The sequence below is a fragment of the Streptomyces sp. NPDC049040 genome, from assembly GCF_043197715.1.
GTDB lineage: Bacteria > Actinomycetota > Actinomycetes > Streptomycetales > Streptomycetaceae > Actinacidiphila.
Genome location: NZ_JBICTO010000010.1, coordinates 249,397 through 272,396 on the forward strand (window position 1 = coordinate 249,397; position 23,000 = coordinate 272,396).

The 23,000-nt window shown below is 72.7% G+C and carries 18 protein-coding genes; 11 read left to right on the forward strand and 7 right to left on the reverse strand.

What is annotated here, in order from left to right; all coding sequences use genetic code 11:
- Positions 1 to 47: 47 nt before the first annotated feature.
- Genes ACGFMP_RS24830 through ACGFMP_RS24840 form a run of 3 tightly spaced genes read left to right on the forward strand, consistent with a single transcriptional unit; the run spans position 48 to position 5,120 of the window.
- A complete protein-coding gene (locus tag ACGFMP_RS24830; RefSeq protein WP_393675179.1) occupies positions 48 to 989 on the forward strand; it encodes an ABC transporter ATP-binding protein in 942 nt (313 codons plus the stop codon).
- A complete protein-coding gene (locus tag ACGFMP_RS24835) occupies positions 986 to 2,362 on the forward strand; it encodes an ABC transporter permease (RefSeq protein WP_393675180.1) in 1,377 nt (458 codons plus the stop codon). Before ACGFMP_RS24830 ends, ACGFMP_RS24835 begins: the two co-directional genes overlap by 4 nt.
- 4 nt (positions 2,363 to 2,366) lie before the next feature.
- Positions 2,367 to 5,120 carry a phosphoesterase gene (locus ACGFMP_RS24840; protein WP_393675181.1) on the forward strand — a complete coding sequence of 918 codons (2,754 nt, stop codon included), beginning with the start codon at positions 2,367 to 2,369 and terminating at the stop codon, positions 5,118 to 5,120.
- Between the two features lie 119 nt (positions 5,121 to 5,239).
- Here ACGFMP_RS24840 and ACGFMP_RS24845 read toward each other — a convergent pair whose 3' ends face one another.
- The 3 genes from ACGFMP_RS24845 to ACGFMP_RS24855 all read right to left on the reverse strand — a co-directional run bounded on the left by ACGFMP_RS24845 (position 5,240) and on the right by ACGFMP_RS24855 (position 9,196).
- Positions 5,240 to 6,829 carry a hypothetical protein gene (locus ACGFMP_RS24845; RefSeq protein ID WP_393675182.1) on the reverse strand — a complete coding sequence of 530 codons (1,590 nt, stop codon included), beginning with the start codon at positions 6,827 to 6,829 and terminating at the stop codon, positions 5,240 to 5,242.
- Positions 6,830 to 7,020: 191 nt separating this feature from the next.
- On the reverse strand, positions 7,021 to 7,746 hold the full coding sequence (locus ACGFMP_RS24850; RefSeq protein ID WP_393675183.1) for an SDR family oxidoreductase: 726 nt from the start codon (positions 7,744 to 7,746) through the stop codon (positions 7,021 to 7,023).
- On the reverse strand, positions 7,640 to 9,196 hold the full coding sequence (locus ACGFMP_RS24855; protein ID WP_393675184.1) for an MFS transporter: 1,557 nt from the start codon (positions 9,194 to 9,196) through the stop codon (positions 7,640 to 7,642). The genes ACGFMP_RS24850 and ACGFMP_RS24855 overlap by 107 nt, the downstream gene beginning before the upstream one ends.
- An 86-nt stretch (positions 9,197 to 9,282) precedes the next feature.
- Between ACGFMP_RS24855 and ACGFMP_RS24860 the strand changes: the two genes are divergently transcribed.
- A complete protein-coding gene (locus ACGFMP_RS24860) occupies positions 9,283 to 9,660 on the forward strand; it encodes an ArsR/SmtB family transcription factor (RefSeq protein WP_393675185.1) in 378 nt (125 codons plus the stop codon).
- A 191-nt stretch (positions 9,661 to 9,851) separates the two neighbouring features.
- Positions 9,852 to 10,769, forward strand: coding sequence for a LysR family transcriptional regulator (locus ACGFMP_RS24865; protein ID WP_393675186.1), 918 nt, complete (start codon positions 9,852 to 9,854; stop codon positions 10,767 to 10,769).
- Positions 10,770 to 10,816: 47 nt separating this feature from the next.
- Here the strand turns inward: ACGFMP_RS24865 and ACGFMP_RS24870 are convergent, their stop codons facing one another.
- The gene (locus ACGFMP_RS24870; RefSeq protein WP_393675187.1) at positions 10,817 to 11,692 is read right to left on the reverse strand and encodes an NAD-dependent epimerase/dehydratase family protein; all 876 of its coding nucleotides are present in this window, start codon (positions 11,690 to 11,692) and stop codon (positions 10,817 to 10,819) included.
- A 343-nt stretch (positions 11,693 to 12,035) separates the two neighbouring features.
- The gene (locus tag ACGFMP_RS24875) at positions 12,036 to 12,863 is read right to left on the reverse strand and encodes a class I SAM-dependent methyltransferase (RefSeq protein WP_393675188.1); all 828 of its coding nucleotides are present in this window, start codon (positions 12,861 to 12,863) and stop codon (positions 12,036 to 12,038) included.
- 323 nt (positions 12,864 to 13,186) lie between these two features.
- Here ACGFMP_RS24875 and ACGFMP_RS24880 point away from each other — a divergent pair, with 323 nt between their 5' ends.
- The gene (locus ACGFMP_RS24880; RefSeq protein ID WP_393675189.1) at positions 13,187 to 13,828 is read left to right on the forward strand and encodes a GNAT family N-acetyltransferase; all 642 of its coding nucleotides are present in this window, start codon (positions 13,187 to 13,189) and stop codon (positions 13,826 to 13,828) included.
- A gap of 177 nt (positions 13,829 to 14,005) precedes the next feature.
- Complete coding sequence (locus tag ACGFMP_RS24885) at positions 14,006 to 14,431, forward strand: SsgA family sporulation/cell division regulator (RefSeq protein ID WP_393675190.1); 426 nt, start codon at positions 14,006 to 14,008, stop codon at positions 14,429 to 14,431.
- A 152-nt stretch (positions 14,432 to 14,583) separates the two neighbouring features.
- Here the strand turns inward: ACGFMP_RS24885 and ACGFMP_RS24890 are convergent, their stop codons facing one another.
- Positions 14,584 to 15,039: an ATP-binding protein gene (locus tag ACGFMP_RS24890; RefSeq protein ID WP_393675191.1), complete on the reverse strand. Its 456-nt coding sequence runs from the start codon at positions 15,037 to 15,039 to the stop codon at positions 14,584 to 14,586.
- A 389-nt stretch (positions 15,040 to 15,428) separates the two neighbouring features.
- On the opposite strand from ACGFMP_RS24890, the gene ACGFMP_RS24895 reads away from it, so the two are divergent.
- From ACGFMP_RS24895 to ACGFMP_RS24910, 4 genes are all read left to right on the forward strand, one after another.
- Positions 15,429 to 16,262, forward strand: coding sequence for an alpha/beta hydrolase (locus ACGFMP_RS24895; protein ID WP_393675192.1), 834 nt, complete (start codon positions 15,429 to 15,431; stop codon positions 16,260 to 16,262).
- Positions 16,263 to 16,351: 89 nt separating this feature from the next.
- On the forward strand, positions 16,352 to 16,909 hold the full coding sequence (locus ACGFMP_RS24900; protein ID WP_393675193.1) for a pyridoxamine 5'-phosphate oxidase family protein: 558 nt from the start codon (positions 16,352 to 16,354) through the stop codon (positions 16,907 to 16,909).
- Positions 16,910 to 17,419: 510 nt separating this feature from the next.
- A complete protein-coding gene (locus tag ACGFMP_RS24905) occupies positions 17,420 to 20,740 on the forward strand; it encodes a lectin (protein ID WP_393675194.1) in 3,321 nt (1,106 codons plus the stop codon).
- 203 nt (positions 20,741 to 20,943) lie between these two features.
- A complete protein-coding gene (locus ACGFMP_RS24910) occupies positions 20,944 to 22,065 on the forward strand; it encodes an arabinogalactan endo-beta-1,4-galactanase (RefSeq protein ID WP_393675195.1) in 1,122 nt (373 codons plus the stop codon).
- Between the two features lie 9 nt (positions 22,066 to 22,074).
- Here ACGFMP_RS24910 and ACGFMP_RS24915 read toward each other — a convergent pair whose 3' ends face one another.
- Positions 22,075 to 22,992, reverse strand: coding sequence for an HAD-IIA family hydrolase (locus ACGFMP_RS24915; protein WP_393675196.1), 918 nt, complete (start codon positions 22,990 to 22,992; stop codon positions 22,075 to 22,077).
- Positions 22,993 to 23,000: the final 8 nt, after the last annotated feature.

The window sequence follows — 23,000 nt, forward strand, 5'->3', positions numbered from 1 at the left end:
CGGGTCGCATCCCTACAGTCCTTGTAGGTATTCGGAGGAAGGGTTTCATGGATACACACCTTGCCGTCCGGGCTCGCGGGATCACCAAGTGCTTCGGTGACGTCGTCGCCCTCGACGGCATCGACCTGGATGTGGCACGCGGTCAGATCCACGGCCTGGTCGGACCGAACGGCGCCGGCAAGACCACGCTGCTCGGCCTGCTGCTGGGGCTGGCGGTCGCCGACAGCGGCGGCCTCGACATCCTCGGCACGCCGGTCGGCCGCGCGCTCAGCGCACCTGACGGTGTGGCGGGCTTCGTGGACGGACCGGGTCTGTATCCCTCGCTGACCGCACGGCAGAACCTCGCCGCGCTGGCCGCCCTGCGCGGCGGCGGCCCGGCGGGCGCGGGGATCGACGACGCGCTCGCCGAGGTGGGACTCACCGACGTCGCCGACGACCGGGCCCGCGGCTTCTCCCTCGGCATGCGCCAGCGGCTCGGACTCGCCGCCGCCCTGCTCACCAGGCCCCGGCTGCTGGTGCTCGACGAGCCGTCCAACGGCCTCGACCCGGCCGGCAAGAAGCACGTGCACGGCGTCCTGACCCGGCTCGCCGCAGAAGGCACCGCCGTGGTGCTCTCCAGCCACCGCATGGACGACCTCGAGGCACTGTGCTCCGAGGTCACCATCCTGGCCACCGGGCGGACCGTCTTCTCCGGGCCGCTGGGCAAGCTGGCCGCGGAGAACCGCGACCTCGACTACCGGCTGCTCACCTCCGACGCGCAGGCCGCGCGCCGGCTGGCCGCCGGCACCGAGGGGATCCGCGTCGTCGAGGACGCCGTGGAATGGCGCGGCGCCGAGGCCCTCGTCGTGCGCGCCCTCGTACCGGCCCTGGACGAGCTGGTGTCGTGCCTGGTGCGCGAGGGCATCGCGGTACGCGAACTCGCCCCCGTCGTCTCGCCGCTGGAGGCCGCGTTCCTCGAACTGACCGAGCAGCAGGAGACCGCCCGATGACCGCCACCGCACCCGCACCCGCGACCCTGGGCGAGGACGCCGCCCCCCGCGTACACCCCGTCTCGGTGGCCCGGGCCTACCGCTTCGAACTGGTCAAACTGGTCTCGCAGTGGCGGATCCGGCTGCTGGTCCTCGCCTGCTGGATCGCGCCCGCGCTCTTCGTCGCCGCCGTGAGCCGGCAGAGCACGCTGCCGACCGACACCCTCTTCGGCCGCTGGATGCACGCCACCGGGTGGGCGGGGCCGCTGGTGGTGCTCGGCTTCGCCGGTACCTGGGCGCTCCCGCTGCTCACCTCGGTGGTCGCGGGCGACGTGTTCGCCTCCGAGGACCGGCTCGGCACCTGGCGGCACCTGCTGGTGGCGGTCAGGTCACCCCGGCGGATCTTCGCCGCGAAGGCCCTGGCCAGCCTCACCGTGATCCTGCTGATGCTGGTGGGCCTGGCCGCCTCCGGCGCGGTCGGCGGCCTGCTGGCAGTCGGCAACCGGTCGCTGGTCGGACTCGACGGCCATCTGCTGTCGCCTTCGCACGCCGCGGGCGAGGTCTTCCTCGCCTGGGCATGCGTCATCGCCCCGACCCTCGCCCTCGCCGGGATCGGGCTGATCGGTTCCGTCGCGCTCGGGCGCTCCCCGATGGGGCTGCTGCTGCCCGCACTGGTCGCGCTCGCGATGCAGCTCGCCCAGATGCTGCCGCTGCCCGTCGCGGTGCGCGTGGCACTGCCCGGCTACGCCTTCATCGCCTGGAACGGGCTCTTCACCGGACCGCGGCAGACCGGCCCGCTGCTGATCGGCATCGCCGTCAGCCTGCTGTGGGCCGTGCTGGCGACGACGCTGGCCTACCTGCTCTTCCTGCGCCGGGACTTCACCAACCTGACGCAGGACGCCTCCGGTCGCCGTGCCGTCACCGTCGGATTCCTGCCGCTGCTCGCCCTGGCCGGTGCGACGGTCGCGGTCGTCGGTCTGGCGACCCCCTCGATGGGCTCGGGCATCGACAAGGCGAAGGTCCAGCAGTCGCTCGCCACGGAGTTCGCCCACCTCTACCGGATGCAGACCGACGAACTCAACCGCCCCGCCGTCACCGAGGCGCAGCTCCGGGTGTCGGCGGCGTGCGACAAGGGCGGCGACCGGACCGACGACAAGGGAGCCGGCAACGACTGGCGCTGCGTCGTCAGCTGGCACCTTCCCGGAGCGCAGGTCGCCGGCTCCGCCATCTACCAGCTCGACATCACCGCCGACGGGAGGTACGTCGCCGACGGCGACGGACCGAAGGAAGTGAACGGCTACTTCCTGGTGCGTACGGCCCATGGAGACGCACCCAACCCGTTGTGGCAGTTCGACGGCAACGTCGAACTGCTCCTCGCCACCTCGAAGGGATAAAGCAATGCAGGTAACACGGCAGCGTCGGATCAACGAGAAGGCCCAGGTCAGCCTGCTCGGCCGGCGAGTGGGCCGGCGAAGTGCCCTGGTGACGGCGTGCATCACCGTGGCCCTCGGTGTCACGGGCACCGCCGTCGCCTCGACGCAGCAGTTCGGATCCCAGCAGGTCGGCCAGGTCACCCCCAAGGGCCAGGTCGTCTCGGACGACCAGTACATCGCCCCTTACGGCAGCCGTACCGTCATCAACGACGGCAAGATCATGTCGTCCGCGGTCAGCCCGGACGGGAACACCCTCGCCGCCGCGGTCACCGACGGCGACGCGGCGCTGGTCATCATGGATCTGAAGACCGGCCAGGTGAAGCAGAAGGTCGGCACGAACGCCGCGGACACCCTGCGGATCAAGAGCGCGTCCGTCGGCCAGGAAGGGCCCTCGTACTCGCCCGACGGCTCCCAGCTCTGGCTGGGCCAGACCGACGGCTACACCAGGTTCACGGTGAACCCCGACGGCACCCTCGCCAACCCGGTGACCATCCCGATCCCGGCCGACGGCGCGAAGCACGCGCTGGTGGGAGCCGCGGTCTTCTCCGCCGACGGCGCGACCGTCTACTCGGCGGTCAACGGCCAGAACCGGGTCGTCGCCATCAACACCTCGACCGGGGCGATCCAGCAGAGCTGGGCCGTGGGCAACGCCCCGCGCGGCATCGTCATGGTCGGCAACAAGCTGTACGTCAGCAACGAGGGCGGTCGCCCCGCCAGGCCCGGCGAGACCACGATCAACTCGTACAACACCCAGGTGCCCGCCAACCCGGTGACCGGTGCCACCACCACCGGCACGGTCAGCGTCATCAACGTGGCCAAGCCCGACGCCGCCGTCGGCAGCATCGACGTCGGCCTGCACCCGACCGCGCTGTACGCCACGAAGGGGGCCGTGTTCGTCACCAACACGGCCACCAACGACGTGTCGGTCATCAAGACCTCCAACGACAAGGTCGTGCAGACCATCGCCACCCGCCCGTGGCCCGAGGCGACGGTGGGCTACGAGCCCGACGCGGTGACGCTCACCGGCGACGGCCACCTGCTGGTGACGCTCGGCCGCGCCAACGCGGTCGCCGTCTACCGTTACACGAGCCCGCAGGAGCCGGTCAGCTACGTCGGCCTGCTCCCGACGGACTACTTCCCCGCGGAGATCGCCACCGTGGGCAACAAGATCGTCGTCTCCAACACCCGCGGTGTCGACGCCCGCCGCCCCACCACCGCGGCCGGGCACGGCACCCACGACACCACCTCCAGCCTGCAGCAGTTCACGCTGCCGAGCGACAAGACCGTCAAGTCCGAGACGGACAAGGTCTTCAAGCAGAACGGCTGGACCAACGGCGCGGTCAAGGTGGCGAAGAGCAAGAGCAAGGCGGCGCCCGTGCCGGTGCCCGTACGGCTCGGCGACCCCTCGACGATCAAGCACGTCTTCATGATCGTCAAGGAGAACCGGACCTACGACCAGGTCCTCGGCGACATCCCGCAGGGCAACGGCGACTCCGCGCTCACCCAGTTCGGTGCGAACGTGACGCCCAACCAGCACGCCTTGGCGGAGCAGTTCGGGCTGTACGACAACACCTACGACATCGGCACGAACTCCGCCGAGGGCCACAACTGGCTGATGCAGGCGGACAACCCGGAGTACACCGAGTCCTCCGCGGGCGAGTACCTGCGCAGTTACGACACCGAGGACGACGCCCTCGGCCACCAGCAGTCCGGCTTCCTGTGGACCGGTGCCCAGGCGGCAGGCAACACGGTGCGGGACTTCGGCGAATTCCAGCAGTTCCTCACCAAGCCGGCCGACGCGACCTGGCAGAACCTCTACTGCGACTCCAAGAACATGGCCGCCACCGGTCAGGGCACCGCCTACCCGCTGGACTCCTCGTCGCCGATCCCGTCGCTCAACGACGTGTCGGTGCACGGCTTCCCGAAGTTCGACACCAGTGTCCCCGACGTCTACCGGGAACAGCTCTGGCAGCAGGACTTCGAGAAGAACGGCCCGGCGAACCTGAACATGTTCTGGCTGTCCAGCGACCACACCGGCGGGCCCGCGGGGCCGGCCGCGCAGGTCGCGGACAACGACCTCGCGGTCGGCAAGATGGTCGACGAGATCTCGCACAGCAAGTACTGGAAGGACTCGGCGATCTTCGTCGTCGAGGACGACTCGCAGGCCGGCCTCGACCACGTCGACGGCCACCGCGCCCCGATCCAGATCATCAGCCCCTACGCCCAGCACGGCGTGGTGGACAGCCGCTACTACTCGCAGATCACGATGGTCCGCACCATCGAGCAGATCCTCGGGATCCACCCGATGAACCAGAAGGACAGCGCCGCCACCCCGATGGCGGGGGCGTTCACCAAGAAGCCGAACCTCACGCCCTTCAACGCGCTGGCCAACCGCACGTCGCTGACCGACGGCCTGAGCACCGCGCCCTCCTGCGGCCTGGACATTCCCGCGCCGCAGGACCCGGCGGCGGCAGCCGTCCCGGCATCCAAGGTGCCGGCCGCGGAGAAGGCCGTCGCTGCGCAGTGGGACGCCTGGAAGTCCCAGCAGCGGCTGACCGGATCCACCGCGGTTCCCGACTACGCCAACCCCGAGCAGATGAACCGCTTCACGTGGTACCAGACGCACAACTGGGCCAAGCCGTACCCCGGCGACAGCAGGATCTTCGCTCCGGCGGACGTGCCCGGCGCCTACATCCCGTCGGCGGAGAACGACGGCTGACGCGGTTCCGATCGCGCGAGGCCCCTGCCGGGCGGTGACGCCTGGCAGGGGCCTCGGCCTGCCCCGAGCGTGTGCGCCAGGTCGACTCCCGCTGTGCGTCGAGCAGGTGGGGAGACCCGTCAGCCGCGGCCCGCCCCCGGGCGCCGCCGGGACCGCAGCAGGAGCACCACCCATCCGCCGAACAGGCCGCAGCCCATGGCGACCGCGCCGATCAGGCCGACCGGGTCGGTGCCGGTGGCCGCGAGGTCGCCGTCCGCGGCCCCGGACGCGGTGCCCCCGGTGCTGGAAGGACCGCTGCCGCCGGTGGACCCCGCGGCATGGGTGCCCGGGCTGCCGGCGTCGTGCCCGGAGCCGCCGCCGTGTCCTGTGCCGCCCGAGGTCCCGCCGCCGGTGGGCGTATCGCCGGTTTCCGCGTCGAGCACGATCCGCACGCGGTTGTTCGCCTGGTTCCTGTCGTACGCCGGCACCGGGTCGATGGCGGCGCTGCCGGCCGCGTTCGGTATGACCCTGTCGATCCGAAGCCGGAAGACCTCCACCCTGCTCTGGCCCGCCCACAGGTACGGGGTGACCGGGCAGGTGTAGCGGGCGCCGGGGGTGCCCGGCTCCGACTGCCTGCCGTGGGCGTCGAAGACCCGGCAGCCGTCGTCGGGGTCGATGACCGTGGTGCCCGGCGGCGGGCGGAAGTCGATGGAGGCCGTCGGCGTCTCGTTCCACCCGTCGAGGTGGTCGGCGGGGCCCTGGTTCGTCAGCGTCACCTCGGCCTCGACCACGGCGCCCTTCGCCCCTCGCAGCGGCGGCGGCGCCGTCAGCGCGAGCTCCGCGGTGTTGTCGACGTCGATCCGCACGTCGGCCCCGTCGTCGCCCGGCGGATAGTCCTGCGAACCGGTGGTGTACGGGGCCAGGTCCTCGCCGGTGCCCTGGACCATCGTGTGCTTCCCGCGCGCCGTGGCCAGCGCCTCGGGCGTGTACGGCTCCGTGGCGGTGTCCACGTCCTCGATCAGCGCGGAATTCCGCACCGTGAAGGGCAGTCCGCGGTAGGACGCCGAGGCGCCGGGGGCGACCGGCGGGAGCACGCAGACGATCCAGCTGACCTTCTCCGGGGTCTCCAGGCCGTTCGCCTCGTACAGGCAGTTGCCGTACCGCGGCAGGGTGTCGAGACCGGGCGAGGGGACGGCGGTCAGGATGCTGCCCGCGCCGGGATCGCCGCCGCGGTTGGTCAGTACGAAGGGCAGCGGCACGGTGTCGCCCGGCTTCGCGCTCAACCGCTGCGGCAGCTCGTGCATGTACACGTCGGCGCCCGACCCCACGGTCACCCGCGTCTGCCCGCGCACGTCGGGGGAGCCCGGCGCGTGCCCGGTGAAGCGGATCACCCCCGCGGCACCGGCGTGCGCGCCGGGCGCCGCCGTCAGCAGCAGCACAGCGGTGTCGTCCGGCTGCCCGGAGGAGTGCGGGAGGTCGCACTCGGCGCCGTCGCCTTCCGGCGTGCAGGCCGCGGGCCAGGTCACCTTGGCCACGCCTGACAGTTCCGAGGTGTCGACCGTCACCCGGCCCCGGGCGGTGGTGCGCGGGTCCGAGGGGTGCAGCCGGAGATCGAGCGTCCTGCCCTGGTCCTGCCCGCCGGCAGGTCCGGACGGCAGCACCAGCTGGTCGGGGACCTCCAGGACAACCGTGCTGTTCGCGTACGCGGGCGCGCCCGCCGCACCTGCCACGAGACCCGCACACACCAGCGCGGCGACCCCCCACCGCCCCCCGCGGTGTGCCGCACGGCGCCGGCCTCTCGTGCGCAGCATTGTCCCCCGCCCCCCGTCAGCTGTTCGACGCAAGCAAGACCGGCGCAGCCGAACAAAGGTTGTACGGGGCCGGGTCGGCGTCCGCGGCTCCTCCGGTCGAGCCCGGGAGCTCAGGTCCCGTCGCGGCGGCCGGTCCCTCGGGACCGGCCGTGCAGCAGCTCGACCACCTCTCCCGGGCGGCCGGAGTCCAGCAGGGTGCAGACGGCGGCCGCGACCTCTTCCGGCGGGACGAGCGGACCTGCCTCGGCGCGTTCCTCTTCCGACAGCCCCGCCCACTGCACGCGGGCGCGGTCGAGGCCGATCCATCCGGGCACCACGGCGGTCACCCGGACGTCGTCGCGTCCGGCGAGGCTGGTGGTGAAGCGGCGCAGACCTGCCTTCGCGGCGCCGTACTCCGGCGACCCGTAGGCGGCGTCGCCGAGTCCGCCGCTGGAGCCGATGTTGACCACCGAGCCGCCCGCGGCGGCGAGCGCGGGCCACAACATCTGGGTCAGCAGCATCGGAGCGGTGAGGTTCAGCACGAGAGCGGGCATCCACTGCTCGGGCCGTGCGTCGGGATACTGGCCGCCGGGGAGCCAGCCCCCGGCGTTGTTCACCAGCCCCGCGACATCACCGCGTGCCAGCAGGGCGCCGGCGGCGGCGCGGATGCCCTCGACGGTCGACAGGTCGGCGGTCAGACCCGCGGCACGGCTGCCGCCGAGGTGTTCGACGCCCGCCTTCAGCGCGGCCTCATCGCGATCGAGAAGGACGACGTTCCTGCCGCGGGCGACCAGCTGCTCCGCGATCACCAGACCGAGACCCGACCCGGCTCCCGTCACGGCGACGCTCGTACCCATGCCCTCCATCATGCTCCTCGCCGCGGACGGCGGACTCCGGTCCTGCCGTGGCCGGGGGGAGCGCGAGGGCGAGGAGCATCCCCGCCACCAGGCCGAGCCCCGCGATCAGGAAGGCCAGCGCGTAGCCGTCCGTGAGGGCGCGGGCGGTGCCGTCGGAGGCGAGGTGGCGGCTCGTCAGGCCGGAGGCGGCGGTGGCCATGACGGCGAGTCCGATCGCGCCGCCCACCTGGCGGGTCGCGTTGATCAGCCCCGAGGCCAGTCCCGCCTGGTCCGGCGGCACCCCCTGCGTGGCGCCCATGGCCATCGGCGTGAAGGACAGGCCCATCCCGCCGCCGAACATGATCAGCGGGACGAGCAGGTGCGCCGGGTAGGACTGCCCGGGGGAGAGGGTCGCCGCCAGCCAGATGAGACCGGCCGCCGCCACCGCGGGGCCCAGGACGAGCTGGTTGCGTACCCCGAGGCGGACCACCAGCCGGATGCCGGCCAGCGCGCCGGCGAAGGCGCTGAGGCCCACGGGCAGGAAGTCGAGTCCCGCGCGGAGCGGGGAGTAGCCCTCGACCTGCTGGAGGTAGAGCGACAGGAAGTAGTAGACGCCGAAGTTGGCCGCGCCGATGGAGATGGTCACCGCGTTCACGAGGGTGAGCGAGCGCCTTTTGAAGACCGAGAAGGGGACGAGCGGGTTCTTCGCGAAGCGCGTCTCGATGATCGTGAACAGGGCGAGCAGCACCGCCCCGGCCCCCAGCGTGACCAGGGTCCGCGCCGAACCCCAGGGGTGGCTGGTGGTGCCGACGATTCCGTAGACCAGGGCGGCCAGGCCCAAGGTGACGGTCAGGGCGCCCAGGGTGTCGAGTCGCGCCCTCGGCCCGTCCGGACGCGATTCGGCCAGTGCCAGGATCGCGAGGACCGCCACCGCGGCCCCGATCGGCACGTTGACGAACAGCACCCACCGCCAGTCCAGCAGATCGGTGAGGACGCCTCCGGCCAGCACTCCGACGGCAGCGCCGCTTGCGGAGGTGATGGACCAGGCGCCCAGTGCCCTGCGCCGCTCGTTCGGGGCGGTGAACCGGCTGGTGAGAAGGGAGAGGGTGGCGGGCGCGAGGACGGCGCCGCCGACGCCCTGCACGGCGCGGGCGGTGATCAGCCAGGCGCCGCCCTGTGCCAGGCCCCCCGCCAGGCTGCAGACGGTGAAGAGGCCGAGGCCGGCCAGGAAGACCCGCCGGCGCCCCCACAGGTCGGCGGCCCGGCCGCCGAGCAGCAGGAAGCCGGCGAAGGTGAGCGTGTAGGCGTTGACGACCCACTGGAGTCCGCCGGTGCTCAGGCCCAGGTCGTCCCGCATCCGGGGGAGTGCCACGTTCACGATCGTCACGTCGAGGATGACCATGAACTGGGCGACGCAGCAGACCGCGAGCGTCGCCCAGGCGGGTGTGGATCGTGGCTTCGATGACGCCATCTGTCGGCTCGCAATCTCTATGTTCGGTAATGCCGAACATAGCAGATGTTCGGGAGTGTCGAACATCTGCCGGGTACGATGAAGGGATGGCCAGCCGTACGTCGAACGAACTCGTCCACCCCGATCGCGACCACATGGTGTTCACCACCGTGCTGGCCGCGCTCAGCGATCCGGTGCGGCTCGCGATCGTCGCCCGGCTCGCCGAGGTCGGGACGAGCGGTGAGCCCGCGTGCGTGAGCTTCGCGCTTCCGGTGAGCAAGTCCACGCAGAGCGCCCACTTCAAGGTCCTCAGGGAAGCCGGCGTCATCCGCCAGCGCGACGAGGGGACCCGGCGGCTCAACCGCCTCCGGCGCGAGGACCTCGACGCCCGCTTCCCCGGCCTGCTCGACCTCGTCCTCGCGCAGGCACCCGAGTCGCTGCCGGAGCCCACCTACCGCTCCCCGACACCGAGCCCCGCCGCCTGACCGCCCGGCGGCCGGCCGCAGCGGTCGCTCCGCCGTCGCCGCGACCGCCATCACCGCGTCCGCCCCCTCACAGGGATCGCCGGAGGCCTCGGGCGTCCGCGACCAGGCGGCCGAGGCCCGAGGCGGCGCCGGTGACGAGCATTCCCGCCGGGCGACGATGCACCGGGACGAGAACGGATGGGAGGACCGCGGTGGACGTGGACCTGAGGAAACTGCGGTATTTCGTCGCCGTGGCCGAGGAGCTCCACTTCGGGCGGGCCGCGGCCCGGCTGCACATCGCCCAGCCGGTGCTCTCCCGGCAGATCAGGGCGTTGGAGACCGAGCTGGGGGTGCGGCTGTTCGACCGCGACCGGCGCGCCACCGCCCTCACCGGCGCCGGGGAGCAACTGCTCGGCGACGCCCCTGGGCTGCTCGCTGCCGCCGAGGCCCTGTGCCGCCGGGTGGTGCTCGCGGGGCAGGGGTCGAAGGTCTTCACCGTCGCCTTCATGCCGGGCATCACGGTGACCGGCCCGGTGCAGGCACTCCTGACCCGGCATCCGGGCCTCGACGTGCGGGTGCTGCGCACCGGCTGGCAGGACCAGGCCGAGGTGGTCCTCGACGGCAGGGCCGACGCCGCCTTCGTACGGATGCCCGTGGACCGCCACGGGCTGCGGCTGCTGCCGCTGTTCACCGAACCGCGCGTCGCCGTGCTGCCCACCGTCCACCGGCTGGCCGGCAAAGCCGCGCTGCGGATCGCCGACCTCGCGGGCGACACCCTGCTCCAGGACCCCGACGCGGTACCGGAGTGGCGGGACCTGCCCGAACGCCGCGACCCGGCGGCAGCTGGTCTCCCCGCCGGGCCGCCCGAAGGCGGCGGGGCGGGGAGACCGCAGCCAGCGCCGGTGTCGGTGGAGGAGAAACTGGAGTACGTGGCGGCGCTCAGGGGAGTGGTGGTGCTGCCGCTGTCCGCCGCCGAGTACTACACCCGCCCCGACGTCTGCCACGTGCCCGTAGGCGACATCGCCCCGAACCAGGTGTGCCTCGCCTGGGACGCCTCCCGGCGGGCGGCGTTGACCGAGGAGTTCGCGGAGCTGGCCCGGCAGCACTTCGGCGCCGGCCCGCGCCGGTAGCCGGAAGGGGGGCTGGGCGGCCGGCCCACGGTCAGCCGGCCCACGGGTCAGCCGGGCAGCGGCTCTGCCAGCTCGGTGAGCGCGTCCCGGTGGGACGGTGTCCAGCCGAGGTCGTGCCGGGCGCGGGCAGCGGTCATCCGCTGGTCGAGGGCGAACGCCTCGGCGACCGGGCCCATCCGCTCCACTGCCTCGGCCAGGGTGAGGGTCTCGAAGCTGCCGGGGTGCCCGACCGCCACCGACAGGGACCGGGCGATGGCGGCCAGGGTGAGATTCTCCGTGACTCCCGCGTACCTGGAGCCGGGTGCCGCGTTCAGCGCGCGCACGTACAAGTCCGCGATGTCGTCGACGTGGGCCACCGCCCAGTGGTTGGCGCCGTCGCCGATCACCGGGACCGCGCCCCGCTCGCGGCCGGGAGCCGCGAAGAACGCGGTGGGCAGGCCCGCGCCATGGCCGTAGACCACTCCAGGCATGACCACCACCGGGCGCCCCCCCTGCCCGGCCGATGCCAGCACCACCCGCTCGATGTCGACGAGCCAGGCCGCGATGGGCGGCGGCCGCAGCGGCGCGTCCTCGTCCACCACCCCGTCGGTGTCGCCGTACACCCACACCCCGCCGGTGTGGACGTAGGCCCCGCGGTCGCCCAGCCCCTCCTGCATGGCGCGGGCCGCGGCCAGCGCGACCGCAGGGCCGTCGGGGCCGGGGCTCGCTCCCAGGTGGATCACGCCGTCCGCGGCCACGGCGGCGCGGCGCAGCACTTCGGTGTCGGTCAGCTCGCCGCGCACGGCGGTCGCGCCGAGCTCCCGCACGGTCGCGGCCGACGCGTCGCTGCGGGCGAGAGCCGCGGCCTCGATGCCGCGCCGGGCGAGGGCCGCCAGGACGGCCCGGCCGAGGTAGCCGGAGCCGCCGGTGATGAAGACGCGCATGACGTGGCCTTTCGATACGTTCACGATGGTCGGCCGCCCACCGGACGGCCTCCCCCACTGTGGAGTCGGCCGGCGGCCGGGGTCCAAGACCTCTTCGCGCGCCTGTGATACTCACCGGGCAATACACCTGGTGGGAGTAGGCCTCCGTCCGGCGCTCACCGTGGATGTCCTCCCTCGCGCGGGTCGCACCGCTGTCGCCCGGCGCTTTCCCCGCGGCGGTCGCGGGCCCGGGCGGACAGCGGGGTCAGGGCCTCGTCCGAGGCGGATCCGGGAGCGGGCCGCGCTGACGGTGGCCCTCGGGATCGCAGCCCCCGCCGATGCCGGCGCCAGTCACGCTGGGTGATCAGCGCGGGGCGTCCTCGGGTTTCCACCCCCAGGCGGTGAGCATGCCGGCCGACAGCGCGGCGCAATCGTCGGAGTCCAGGTACCTGACGGCCGCGTCGACGGCCGCGCCGTCCACCAGCCCCGTGGCGAGCATTCCGGCCCTGCTGCGCTCCCATGTGTCCGCCCAGAAGCGGCTGATGGGGCTGCCGGGCAGCAGCGGCGGGACGTGGATCTCGGCGCCGACACGCGTGAGCCCTACCCCGCGCAGCAACTGCGGGTACGACGGCACCCGGGAGACGTCGGTTCCGATCGTCGCCAGCAGCCCCCGCCACATCGCGCGCATCACCTCGGTGTACGGCGTCCCCGGCGTACGGTCGCTGGTCAGGTCGACCGCGTCGCTGAGCACCAGCACACCGCCGGGGCGGACGCGTTCGGCCAGCGCCGCGATCAGCCGCTCGCGCTCCGGCAGGTGCATCAGCACGAAGCGCGCGTGGACGAGCCGGAACCGGCCGGGCACCGAGCCGGGCGCGGTGATGTCGGCTTCCAGCACCTCCAGTCCCGGCGGTGCGTCCCGCCCGATGAGGAAGCGCACGTCCCGGTCCACGGCCAGCACGCTCGCCACCCCCGCCTCGTCCAGCAGCCGGCGGGAGACCGTGCCGGTGCCGGCCCCCACATCGAGGCAGCGCCACCCCGGGCCCGCCCCGAGCGACCGCAGCCGCGCGATGGTGATGTCGTCGTAGGCGAGGGCGCCGAAGTCGATGCGCTCGCCTTCGCCCGCCTGTCCGGGCGGGAAGACGGCCTCGCCGTAGCGCCCGCCGCCCGCCGCGTCCCCGCGGGCGGTGCTCACCTCGCCACCGCTGTGCCGCGGCGGGTGCCGCCGTCGAACGGTTCCATGGGCCGGACCTCTTCACGCGGTGGGGCGGTGCCGGTCGGCCCGAGCCGGTGCCGCCGCGCCAACCATCCCGCACCGGTGGCCGCCCCGAGGGCCGGGGCACGCCGTACCTGAGCCGATCGGCCCAAGGGGCGCGGATCGCGAGGCGGCCGAGCCGGTGGGGTGCCTGGCCGGCGCCCGGTCGTGCGGGGCGAGCGCCGCGGTCGCGGCCGGACGCCCGGGGCCGGCCTTCCCCGGATGCGTCGCGGCCGTGCGCGGGAGCGGAGTTGAATGGGGCGATGAGCGACGAACACGCGGTGGCGGAGATGCCGGGGCCGCCCGCGCTTGACCCGATCGGGGCCCGGCACGGGCTGCGGCTGCGGCACTGGCGGGCGGATGACGAGCGCGATGTGGCGGCGGTGCTGGCCGGGGTGAGCGACCCCGAATTCCTGCGCTGGAACACCATGCCCCAGCCGATTCTCGACGAGGCTGCGGTCGTGGCGTTCATCCACCGCCGCGCGCAGGCCTGGCGGCTCGGGAGCGCCGTGTCCTTCTGCGTCACCGCCGCGAACGACGACACGCCGATCGGGCAGATCGGGCTGCACGCCATCGACCGGGCCGGGTGCAGTGCCACGGTCGGCTACTGGGTGCTGCCCGAAGCGCGTGGGCGGGGCGTCGCCACCGGATCGCTGGACATGATCACGAGCTGGGCGTTCGCCACGCTGCCCCTGCACCGCATCGACCTCAAGCACGCCGCCGGGCACGACGCGTCCTGCGCGGTCGCCGAGCGGTGCGGCTTCGCCCACGAGGGCACGCTGCGGGGCGCGATGCTCGCGGCCGCCCCTGCCCGCGGCTTCCGGGACGCGCACCTGCACGCCCGGCTCGCCACCGACCCGCGGCCCGACCTGCTGCCCGAGCCGTCGGAAGGCGGCGGCTCGTGAGCGGCGGTTCGTGAGCGGCGGTTCGGAGGCGCGGGCTCCTGTGCGACGGCCGGCCCGAACCGCGCGGCGGACGGCGGCGATCTTCGTCGAGGCCGGTTTGACGGGGCGTCGAGCGGACAGCCGCCGGTTCGTGGACCGCCCGCGGGCGGTAGGGGCGTGGGCCGGAAAGGACCTGGCGTGGAGCGTGGGGACGAAGCGACCGTACGAGTGGACACGGTGGCGGCAGTGGACATACCGGGCGCGTGGGTGGCGCTGGTGGCGGTCGAACTTCGCTATCGCTCGCAGGACCCGCTGGCGGTGGAGATGGTCATGCGCGCCCCCGGCGAGGAGGAGATCGCCTGGACCTTCTCCTGGGAACTGCTCGCCCGCGGCCGCCTCGCCGAGTCGGGCGAGGGGGACGTGCGGATACGCCCGGCCGAGGGCGTGGACGGGGTCCGCGGTGTGGAGGTGGCCCTCGCGCCGTCGTTCGCCGTATGCGTGCGTCTGCCGGAAAGGGACGTCGCGCTGCTCGTCGGCGCCTTGCAGGCGCGCCGGGAGAGCGACCTCGCCACGGTGGCCGCGGCACTGGACGCGGAACTCGCGGTCATCATGGCCGACGCCTGAGGGCCCCGCCGGCCGGATCCGGCGGCGCCCGGCGGCCCCGCGCCGCCCCGGCCGCCGCCGGCACGGGGCCGCCCGCTGCCACGGCGTCGGAGCCGCCCCCGCGCGACCCCTCCCCCCAGCCGTCCGGCGGGGGATGGCGCCCCTTGACGAGATCAACCGCCCTCTGCCGAGCCCCCGCCCTTCGACGCCGATCCGGCGCGGTCCGCCGGGGGACGGAAGCACGCGGTCACGTCCTTGCCCCTCGGGCACCGCCGGGCCACCCAGCTGTCGGCGAGCGCGTCGACGAGGAGCATCCCCCGGCCGCTCTCGCCGTCGTCCGTGGCCGGGCGGGCCCGGGGCATCCGCGGCGACGGGTCGTGCACGGTCACGTGCAGGCACTCGTGGTCCCAGGTCAGGACCAGCTGGGCCGCGTCGCCCGTGTGCAGATGCGCGTTGGTGACCAGCTCCGAGACGGTCAGAAGGACCGCGTCGACGGTCTCGGGCGCGTTGTCCTGCCACCCCAGGGTGGCCAGGTGCGCGCGGGTCCAGTCCCTGGCCGCCTTCGTCCGGCTGCTCAGCGGCAGCGAGCGTGCCCAACCCACGGCTCTCAGCGACGAGTCGTCCGCCATCGTCCCTCCTTTACGGCTTCGATACGGGCCTGCTTCTTGTCTGCCCCGCCACCACGGCCCGCGCTCTGCCGTGAAAGGAACTCCGCTCTCCGCTGCGGGGAGCCGTTTCCACGGTGACGGCGAGCACCACCGGGGACGAGGGACAGATCGTCCTGCCACCCGGCTACCCGGAAGCCCGCTCCTCATGGCGGAATCCGGAAATCACCCTCTACCGCACCTTCGTCACCGGTGACCCGCCACCCGGCCGGTGGCTGCCGCGACGGGTCCGCGGCGCACCTTCCTCCGGTCGCGGCCTCCCCTTCCGCCGCGCCCTGGTGAAGGATGGCGGGGCCGTCCGGAGCCGGCGGCGGTCCCGGCTGGGGCGGTCAGCGAGGCAATGGGAGGCGGCCGTGGTCGCAGGCGGCGAACCGTTCACGGTGACCGAGCGCGTCTACCGTACGGTCGACGGCACCGGACTTCCTGCGACGCTGTACACACCCGCGGCGGAGGGCCCCTTCCCTGCCGTGGTGTACGTGCACGGCGGCGTCTGGGTCGGGGGCTCCCGATTCGGCGACGAGGCGACCGTGCGCCGGCTCGCCGCGAACCGGGTGGCGGTCCTGGCGATCGACTTCAGGATGCCTCCCGCCGCCAGGTACCCGGACCCGGTGGCCGACGTGTCGGCGGCGATCACCTGGCTGAAGCGGCACGCGGGCGAGGCCCGGACCACACCGGGGCTGGTCGGCGGGCTGGGCGTCTCCAGCGGCGGGCATCAGCTGATGCTCGCCGCGATGCGGCCGGATGACCCCCGCCACCGCGACCCGGACGGCGGCGGCTTCGACGCGCGGCTGGCCTTCGCGGTCCTGTGCTACGCCGTGCTGGATCCGGTGGCGCGCCACCGGATGGCCCGGCGCGAGGAGAGGGCGGATCTGCTCGCCGGGCACGCGGCCTACTGGCCTGGCGAGGCCGACATGGACGAGGGCAGCCCGCAGCGGATCCTGGAGCGCGGCGAGCGGGTCGCCCTGCCGCCGGTCCTCGCCCTCCAGGGGCGCGACGACCGCAACCTCCTGCCCGACATGGCGCAGAGGTTCGTCGCGGCGTACCGCGGGCGCGGCGGGAGCGCCGAACTCGTCGACTACGCCGGCGCCCCGCACGGTTTCCTGCAGAAGCACCCGGAGTCGGCGGCTGCCGTCGACGCGGATCGGCGGATCACACGGTTCATCCGTGGCTTCGGCGACACGCGCTGACGGCGACACACCAGCCTGGGCCTCTTCCCCTCGGCGCTCCCTGAGGCCGGGAAGAATGCGGTGCAGGAGACACAGGAAGGCGATCCACCATGGCGAAGCAGGAATCCCAAGGCCGCCCGACCACCGAACTCGACGGCCGCTACAGCTCCGCGGTCAATCCCCGCCCGGGTGCCGCGGACGTCATCGCCACCGAGTGGGCGGAGGCCGAGCGGCAGTTGGGCGACGCGGAGATCTTCTGGGTGTCCACGGTGCGCCCCGACGGCCGGCCGCACGTCACTCCCGTGATCGCCGCCTGGCAGGACGGAGTGCTGTACTTCTCGACCGGTCCGGACGAGCAGAAGGCGCGGAATCTCGCCGACAACGGGCACTGCGCGCTGACCACGGGAAGGAACTCGCTGACCGAAGGGCTCGACCTCGTCATCGAGGGTACGGCCCGGCGGGTGACGGAACCGGCGGCCGTGGAGGACGCGATCAGGGCGTACGAGGAGAAGTACGGGCCGCACATCACCTCGCCCGAGGGCACCTTCCACGGGATCGGGGACGCGATGCGCAAGGGGTCGGCGGTGGTGTTCGCGGTGGCACCGGCCACGGCCTACGGATTCGGCCGGGACAACGGGGTCTACTCCCACACGCGGTGGGCCTTCTGACGGCTGTCCAGTGCACCGGCCCATCCCAGCACGCCGAGCGCATCCACCGGAAACGGCACGGGAAAGCCCTCGGGTGCCGGCCTGTGCTCGGGGGGCTGGTTTCGGCAAGGCTGTTGTGCTTTCGGCAAGGCTGCCGGGCGCGGATGGCCTGGTGATCCGCGAAGGGGTCTCGACCATACGGGTACAGCGACACCCGGGGCCGCGCAGAGGCATTGACATGACTCCGCCATGCGCGTTGACTCGACGCTCGTGCAGGCCTGGCAACGTTGTCATCGCATCGCAGGGCCCAACTGCCCCATCCGCCCCGATTTCTTGGGTCGCCTGGGTCGGTTGAGCCGCAGGTGGCGAACGCGCGGCGGCGTTGCCGGCCGAGGACGCCGTCCGTCCTCCCTGGGCACACCGTGCGCACGAATCGCGGAGGCAGTCTCGATGATTTCCTTGCGTCGCCCGGATCACCCTCGTTCCGGCAGGCGTTCCCGAACCGGCGGTGCCGCGCTGCGGCGCCTCGCCGTGGCGGGGTCCCTGCTCGGCCTGGCAGCGCTGCCGCTCCAGTCCATGGACAGCGCGGCGGCCGCTGCTGCGCCGTCGCCGGTCACGGACCCGGCGTCCCTGGTCAACCCGCTGATCGGCACCTCGGGTGCGGTCAACACCTTCCCCGGCCCCGATGTGCCCTTCGGCATGATGCAGTGGGGTCCGGACACGAGCCCGCACCGCGCGCAGGGCGGCGGCTACGAGTACGACAGCACCAAGATCTCCGGCTTCAGCCTCACCCACGTCTCGGGGCCCGGCTGCGACGTCGCCGGTGACGTACCGATCCTGCCGGTCTCCGGGGCGCTGTCGGGCAACCTGTCCGACGCCATGGCCCAGTTCTCGCACAGTGACGAGAAGACGGCCGTCGGCTCGTACACGGTGACCGACGCCTCGGGCGTCACCACGGAGCTGGCCGACACCGCCCGCGCGGGACTCGGCCGCTTCACCTTCCCGGCGGGCTCCGCCGGCAACCTGCTGCTCAAGCTGAGCGGCGGTGCCACCCAGGTCGACGGAACCCGGGTGCGCGTGGTCAGCGACCGCGAGGTGAGCGGATCGGTCGACAGCGGGCACTTCTGCGGTGCGGCCAACCGCTACACGCTGCACTTCGACATCAAGTTCAACCGCCCGTTCACCACAGGCGGCACCTGGGTCGGCGGCACGATCAACCCCGGCGCCACGGCGCTGACCGCGGGCCGTACCGCCGCGCCCGACTCCGGCGCGGGCCAGGACGCCCCGCTGCGCGAGAGGCACTTCACGGTGCCGGCCTCGCCTTCCCCGGTCGTGCACCCGGCGGCAGGCGCCTCGGCCCCGGCAACGGCGGGCACTTCGGCCAGGGGCGCCGCCGCGGCGCCGGTCACCGGTGCCAACGGGATGTATCTGACCTTCGACACCGCCTCCTCCACCGCGGTGACCGCGGCGGTCGGCATCTCCTACACGAGCGACGCCAACGCGGCGGCCAACCTCTCCTCCGAGGTGAGCGGTTGGAATCCCGACACGCTGCGCACCGCCAGCCACAAGGCCTGGAACGACGTGCTCGGCCGCATCGCCGTCGGCGGCGGCAGCCACGAGCAGCAGGTGCAGTTCTACACCGCGCTCTACCACGCGTTGCTGCACCCGAACGTCTTCTCCGACGACAACGGCCAGTACATGGGCATGGACGACCAGGTCCACAAGCTGGCGAAGGGCCAGAAGGCGCAGTACGCCAACTACTCCGGCTGGGACACCTACCGCTCCCAGACCCAGCTGATGGCCGTCGTGGCCCCGAAGGTGACCGGCGACATCGTCACGTCGATGCTCAACGGCTACGACCAGACGGGCCTGTTGCCCAAGTGGGCGTCCGACAACGGTGAGAGCTACGTCATGGTCGGCGACCCCGGCACGTCGATCATCGCCGACGCCTACGCCTTCGGGGTCCGCAACTTCGACTCCGCGCACGCCTTCGAGGCGATGGAGCACGAGGCGACCACACCCAACCAGGACCGGCCGGGCGAAGCGGTACGCGACGCCAAGGGCTACCTCCCGCTGGACGAGAACGACTACGGCTGCTGCAACTTCTACGGCCCGGTGTCCACCCAACTGGAGTACGACAGCGCCGACTACGCCCTGGCGTCGTTCGCGAAAGCCCTCGGCAGGACGGCCGATTACACCAGGTTCGCCACCCGCGCCCAGGACTGGATGAACGTCTTCAACCCGCAGACCGGTTACATGCAGGGCCGCAACAAGGACGGCAGCTTCGCCGGCGGCTTCACCCCCGGCACGTCCAACGGCTTCGTCGAGGGCACCTCGGCCCAGTACACCCCGATGGTCCCCTTCGACCTCCGGCAGCTCATCACCGCGCGCGGCGGTGCGGCCGCCTACTCCTCCTACCTCGACAGCCTGCTGGACAGCATCGACAAGCCCGGCGGCACCGACGCCGACCTCTCCAACGAGCCGAGCCTGGAGATCCCCTGGGAGTACGACTACCTCGGGCAGCCGTGGAAGACCCAGGCCGCGGTCCGGCAGGCGCAGACGAAGCTGTACTTCAACGCGCCCGTGGGCTCGTTCGGCAACGACGACCTGGGCGCGATGAGCTCCTGGTACGTCTGGTCGTCCCTCGGCATGTACCCCGAGACACCCGGCACCGACACCCTGGCGCTGGGCAGCCCCGCCTTCCCGGTCGCCCGGGTCACCTTCGGCAACGGCAAGCAGGTCACCCTCAACGCCCCGCAGGCCGCGCCGGACGCCCCTTACGTCCAGGCGCTCGACGTCAAGGGCAAGGAGTGGAACACCGCCTGGCTGACCTTCGACCAGTTCCGCTCGGCCAAGACGCTGGACTTCGCCCTCGCCACCCAGCCGAGCACCTCGTGGGCGTCGGGCCAGGACGCGGCACCGCCGTCGGACACCACCGGCGGACAGCGGGTGCTCGCCGCGACCGGCCCGACCAGCGACGGGCTCGTCGTGGCCCCCGGTGCGGGCGGTGACGCCACGCTGCGGCTGACCAACCTGGGCAGCAAGGCCGTCACCGTCGACTGGACGGCCACCGCCGACCCGGGAGTGACCGTCGGCACCGCCTTCGGTTCGCTGGCCGTGCCGGCCTCGGACACCGCGCAGGCCGAGGTCCCGGTGACCGCAGGCGACAAGGAGGGTGCCTACTCGGTCTCCTTCGCCCTCACCGACCACACCAGCGGCGCCGATCTGGGCAGCGCCACCCTGCGGGTGGCCGTCGCGCAACCCGGCGAGCTGTGGCCCTACGAGTCCAACGAGGGCGTCTACCCCGATGGCACGCACTTCGCCGGCGGGTTCGACGGCGGCGGCTGGGCTTACTCGCAGAACGCGCTGACGGCCGCCGGGGTCTCCAGCGGCGGCAAGGTCACCGCGGACGGGATCACGTACGACTGGCCCACCACCGCCTCGGGACAGCCCGACAACCTCGAGGTCGCAGGCCAGACCGTCCCGCAACCGGCCGGCTCCTCCGGCGCGTTCCTCGGCCTGCTCGGCTCGGCCACCAACGCGCCGACCGACGGCAGCGGCGTGCCCGGCGAGCTGACCGTCACCTACACGGACGGCAGCACCGCGAAGGCGACCGTGGCCTTCTCCGACTGGACGCTCAACGGCGGTTCCAGCAAGGCCCTTCCGGGCAACACGGCAGCCGCGGTCAGCGCCTACCGCAACACCGCGAGCGGCGGCAGGGACGGCGTGAAGGCCTATGTCTTCTCGGTGAAGGTCCCGATCGACCCCGCCAAGACGGTGGCCTCCCTGACGCTGCCGGTCACCGGCGCCTCGGGTACGGTCCACCTCTTCGCGTTCGGCTACGGCAGCTGAGTCCCCGGCCGTACCGCCCCGGCACCGGGGCGGTACGGCCGCACCGCCCGGTGCCGCGGCGTGCGGATCAGGCGATGGCTCGAATGTGCCACCCGTGGGCGAGTGCGCCCTGGACAGCGGGGGGAGGGCGGACTATAAAACGCCGTACGCGTGGGGCCCTTTTTTGCGGAACCGTTGTTACCGCTAACATCCCGGAGGCCGCGATGCCGACGCACCGCCCCGGCCGCAGAGCGAGGTTCGCCGTCCTGACGGCGGCCGTCGCGCTGCCGGTCACCCTGCTCAGCACGCCCACCGGCGCCACCGCGGCCACCTCGCTCAGCATGCGCGGGGCCGACCTGTCGACCACGCAGCGCGCCCTCGACCTCGGCGCCACCTACCACGACGCGAACGGCACCGCCCGCGACCCGCTCGACATCCTCAAGGACGACGGCGTGAACTACGTCCGCCTCCGGGTCTGGAACAACCCGGCCGGCGGCTACAACAACAAGGCGAAAGTGCTGCAGTACGCCAAGACGGTCAAGGCCAAGGGCCTCAAGCTGCTGGTCGACTTCCACTACTCGGACACCTGGGCGGACCCGGGCAAGCAGAACAAGCCCGCCGCCTGGGCCGCCCACGGCATCGGCCGATTGCAGACGGACGTCTACGACTACACCTACGACGTCTGCACCAGCCTCAAGGCCCAGGGCACCGCACCGGACAGCGTGCAGATCGGCAACGAGATCAACGTGGGCATGCTCTGGGACGACGGAAAAGTCATCAACAACGACTTCACCAACCTCAGCCTGCTGCTGAAGTCCGGCTACAACGCGACCAAGGCGTGCAACGGAAGCACCCAGGTGGTCATCCACACCGCGGACGCGGACAGCGACGCCCACGCCCGCTGGTTCTACGACGGCATCAAGGCGAAGGGCGTCACCTGGGACCTCACCGGGCTGTCCTACTACTGCATGTGGCACGGCGCGCTCTCCACCATGGGCGGCGTCGTCTCCGACATGAAGTCCCGCTACGGCAAGGACGTGGTCATCGCGGAGACCGCCTACCCCTTCACCTCGGCGGACGCGGACCGCACCGGCAACTCGGTCACCACCGGATGCTCGGGCTACCCGCTGACCTGGCAGGGCCAGGCCGCCGAGTTCACCGCCGTGCAGAACACCGCCCGAAGCGCGGGCGCGATCGGTGTCTTCTACTGGGAGCCCACCTGGTACGCGGTCCCCGGCAACGGCTGGGACCCGGCGGACATCGCCGGCAGCGGCGACGGCTGGGACAACATGGCCGTCTTCGACTGGACCGGCCACGTCAACCCGAACGTCAGATGGACGCCCTGAGGGCCGGGGTCACCCACGTCCCCTTCCCAGGGGCGGTGCACACGCCGGGTCGCGTGCCGGGCGGAGCAGCCGCAGGACCTCCCGCAGGTCCGTCACCACGTGGTCGGCCCTGGGCTCGCTCACCGACGGCCGATCGCCGGTGGCCCCGGGCTCGCGGAAGAGGCAGGAGACGGCCCCGGCGTTCCTGGCCGCGCCCACATCGGACTCGGCCGAGTCGCCCACCATGAGAATGCGGGCCACCGGCACCCCGAGGGCGTCCGCGACCGTGCGCAGGGCCAGCGCGTTCGGTTTTCCCAGGGTCACCGCACGCTGCGCCAGGATCTCCTCCGCGGCGGCGACGATCCAGCCGGACGCGGGCAGCCGCCCGGTCTGCGCGGCGTACCAGCGGTCGCGGGCTGTCGCGTAGAGCCCGTCGACGTGCTCGGAGACCCGCAGCAGCATGGCGGCGTCCTGATATCCGAAGTCCTCGGTGTAGCCGACGACGACGCTGCACGGCGATTCCGGCGCCCGGGGCGTGTACGAGGAGAGGGCCTGCGCGGACATGCCGAAGGAACGGAGTTCACGGGCGAGCGTGTCCCCGTCCTCGATGGTGACGTACTGGTGCTCGCCCGCCCGTGTCGCATGCAGGTGCCGCGCCGCGAGGAAGGAACTGGTGAAGACATCGGGGACCTCGGCGGGGATTCCGATGTCCGCAAGCCGTCGGCACAGGTGGGAGCGCTCGCGGTTCGCGTAGTTGCTCAGGAAACACACCCGCAGTCCGGCGGCACGGATCTGCCCGATCACCTCCCGCACGTGCGGGATCGGGTCGAAGCCCCGCCACACCACCCCGTCGAGGTCGAAGGCGACCGCCTCCACCTGTGCGGACGGGCGGTCCTGACGGGCCCCCACCGCGCGGGGCAGGCCGCTGCCGAAAGCCGCCGCCCTCACCACCGGCG

What these genes read in the sequence shown, in the direction of transcription:
- ACGFMP_RS24830 (WP_393675179.1), top strand. Translation starts at nt 48, where the DNA reads ATGGATACACACCTTGCCGTCCGGGCTCGCGGGATCACCAAGTGCTTC.
- ACGFMP_RS24880 (WP_393675189.1), top strand. Translation starts at nt 13,187, where the DNA reads ATGAGCGACGAACACGCGGTGGCGGAGATGCCGGGGCCGCCCGCGCTT.
- ACGFMP_RS24910 (WP_393675195.1), top strand. Translation starts at nt 20,944, where the DNA reads ATGCCGACGCACCGCCCCGGCCGCAGAGCGAGGTTCGCCGTCCTGACG.
- ACGFMP_RS24855 (WP_393675184.1), bottom strand. Translation starts at nt 9,196, where the DNA reads ATGGCGTCATCGAAGCCACGATCCACACCCGCCTGGGCGACGCTCGCG.
- ACGFMP_RS24840 (WP_393675181.1), top strand. Translation starts at nt 2,367, where the DNA reads ATGCAGGTAACACGGCAGCGTCGGATCAACGAGAAGGCCCAGGTCAGC.
- ACGFMP_RS24835 (WP_393675180.1), top strand. Translation starts at nt 986, where the DNA reads ATGACCGCCACCGCACCCGCACCCGCGACCCTGGGCGAGGACGCCGCC.
- ACGFMP_RS24860 (WP_393675185.1), top strand. Translation starts at nt 9,283, where the DNA reads ATGGCCAGCCGTACGTCGAACGAACTCGTCCACCCCGATCGCGACCAC.
- ACGFMP_RS24850 (WP_393675183.1), bottom strand. Translation starts at nt 7,746, where the DNA reads ATGGGTACGAGCGTCGCCGTGACGGGAGCCGGGTCGGGTCTCGGTCTG.
- ACGFMP_RS24870 (WP_393675187.1), bottom strand. Translation starts at nt 11,692, where the DNA reads ATGCGCGTCTTCATCACCGGCGGCTCCGGCTACCTCGGCCGGGCCGTC.
- ACGFMP_RS24890 (WP_393675191.1), bottom strand. Translation starts at nt 15,039, where the DNA reads ATGGCGGACGACTCGTCGCTGAGAGCCGTGGGTTGGGCACGCTCGCTG.
- ACGFMP_RS24900 (WP_393675193.1), top strand. Translation starts at nt 16,352, where the DNA reads ATGGCGAAGCAGGAATCCCAAGGCCGCCCGACCACCGAACTCGACGGC.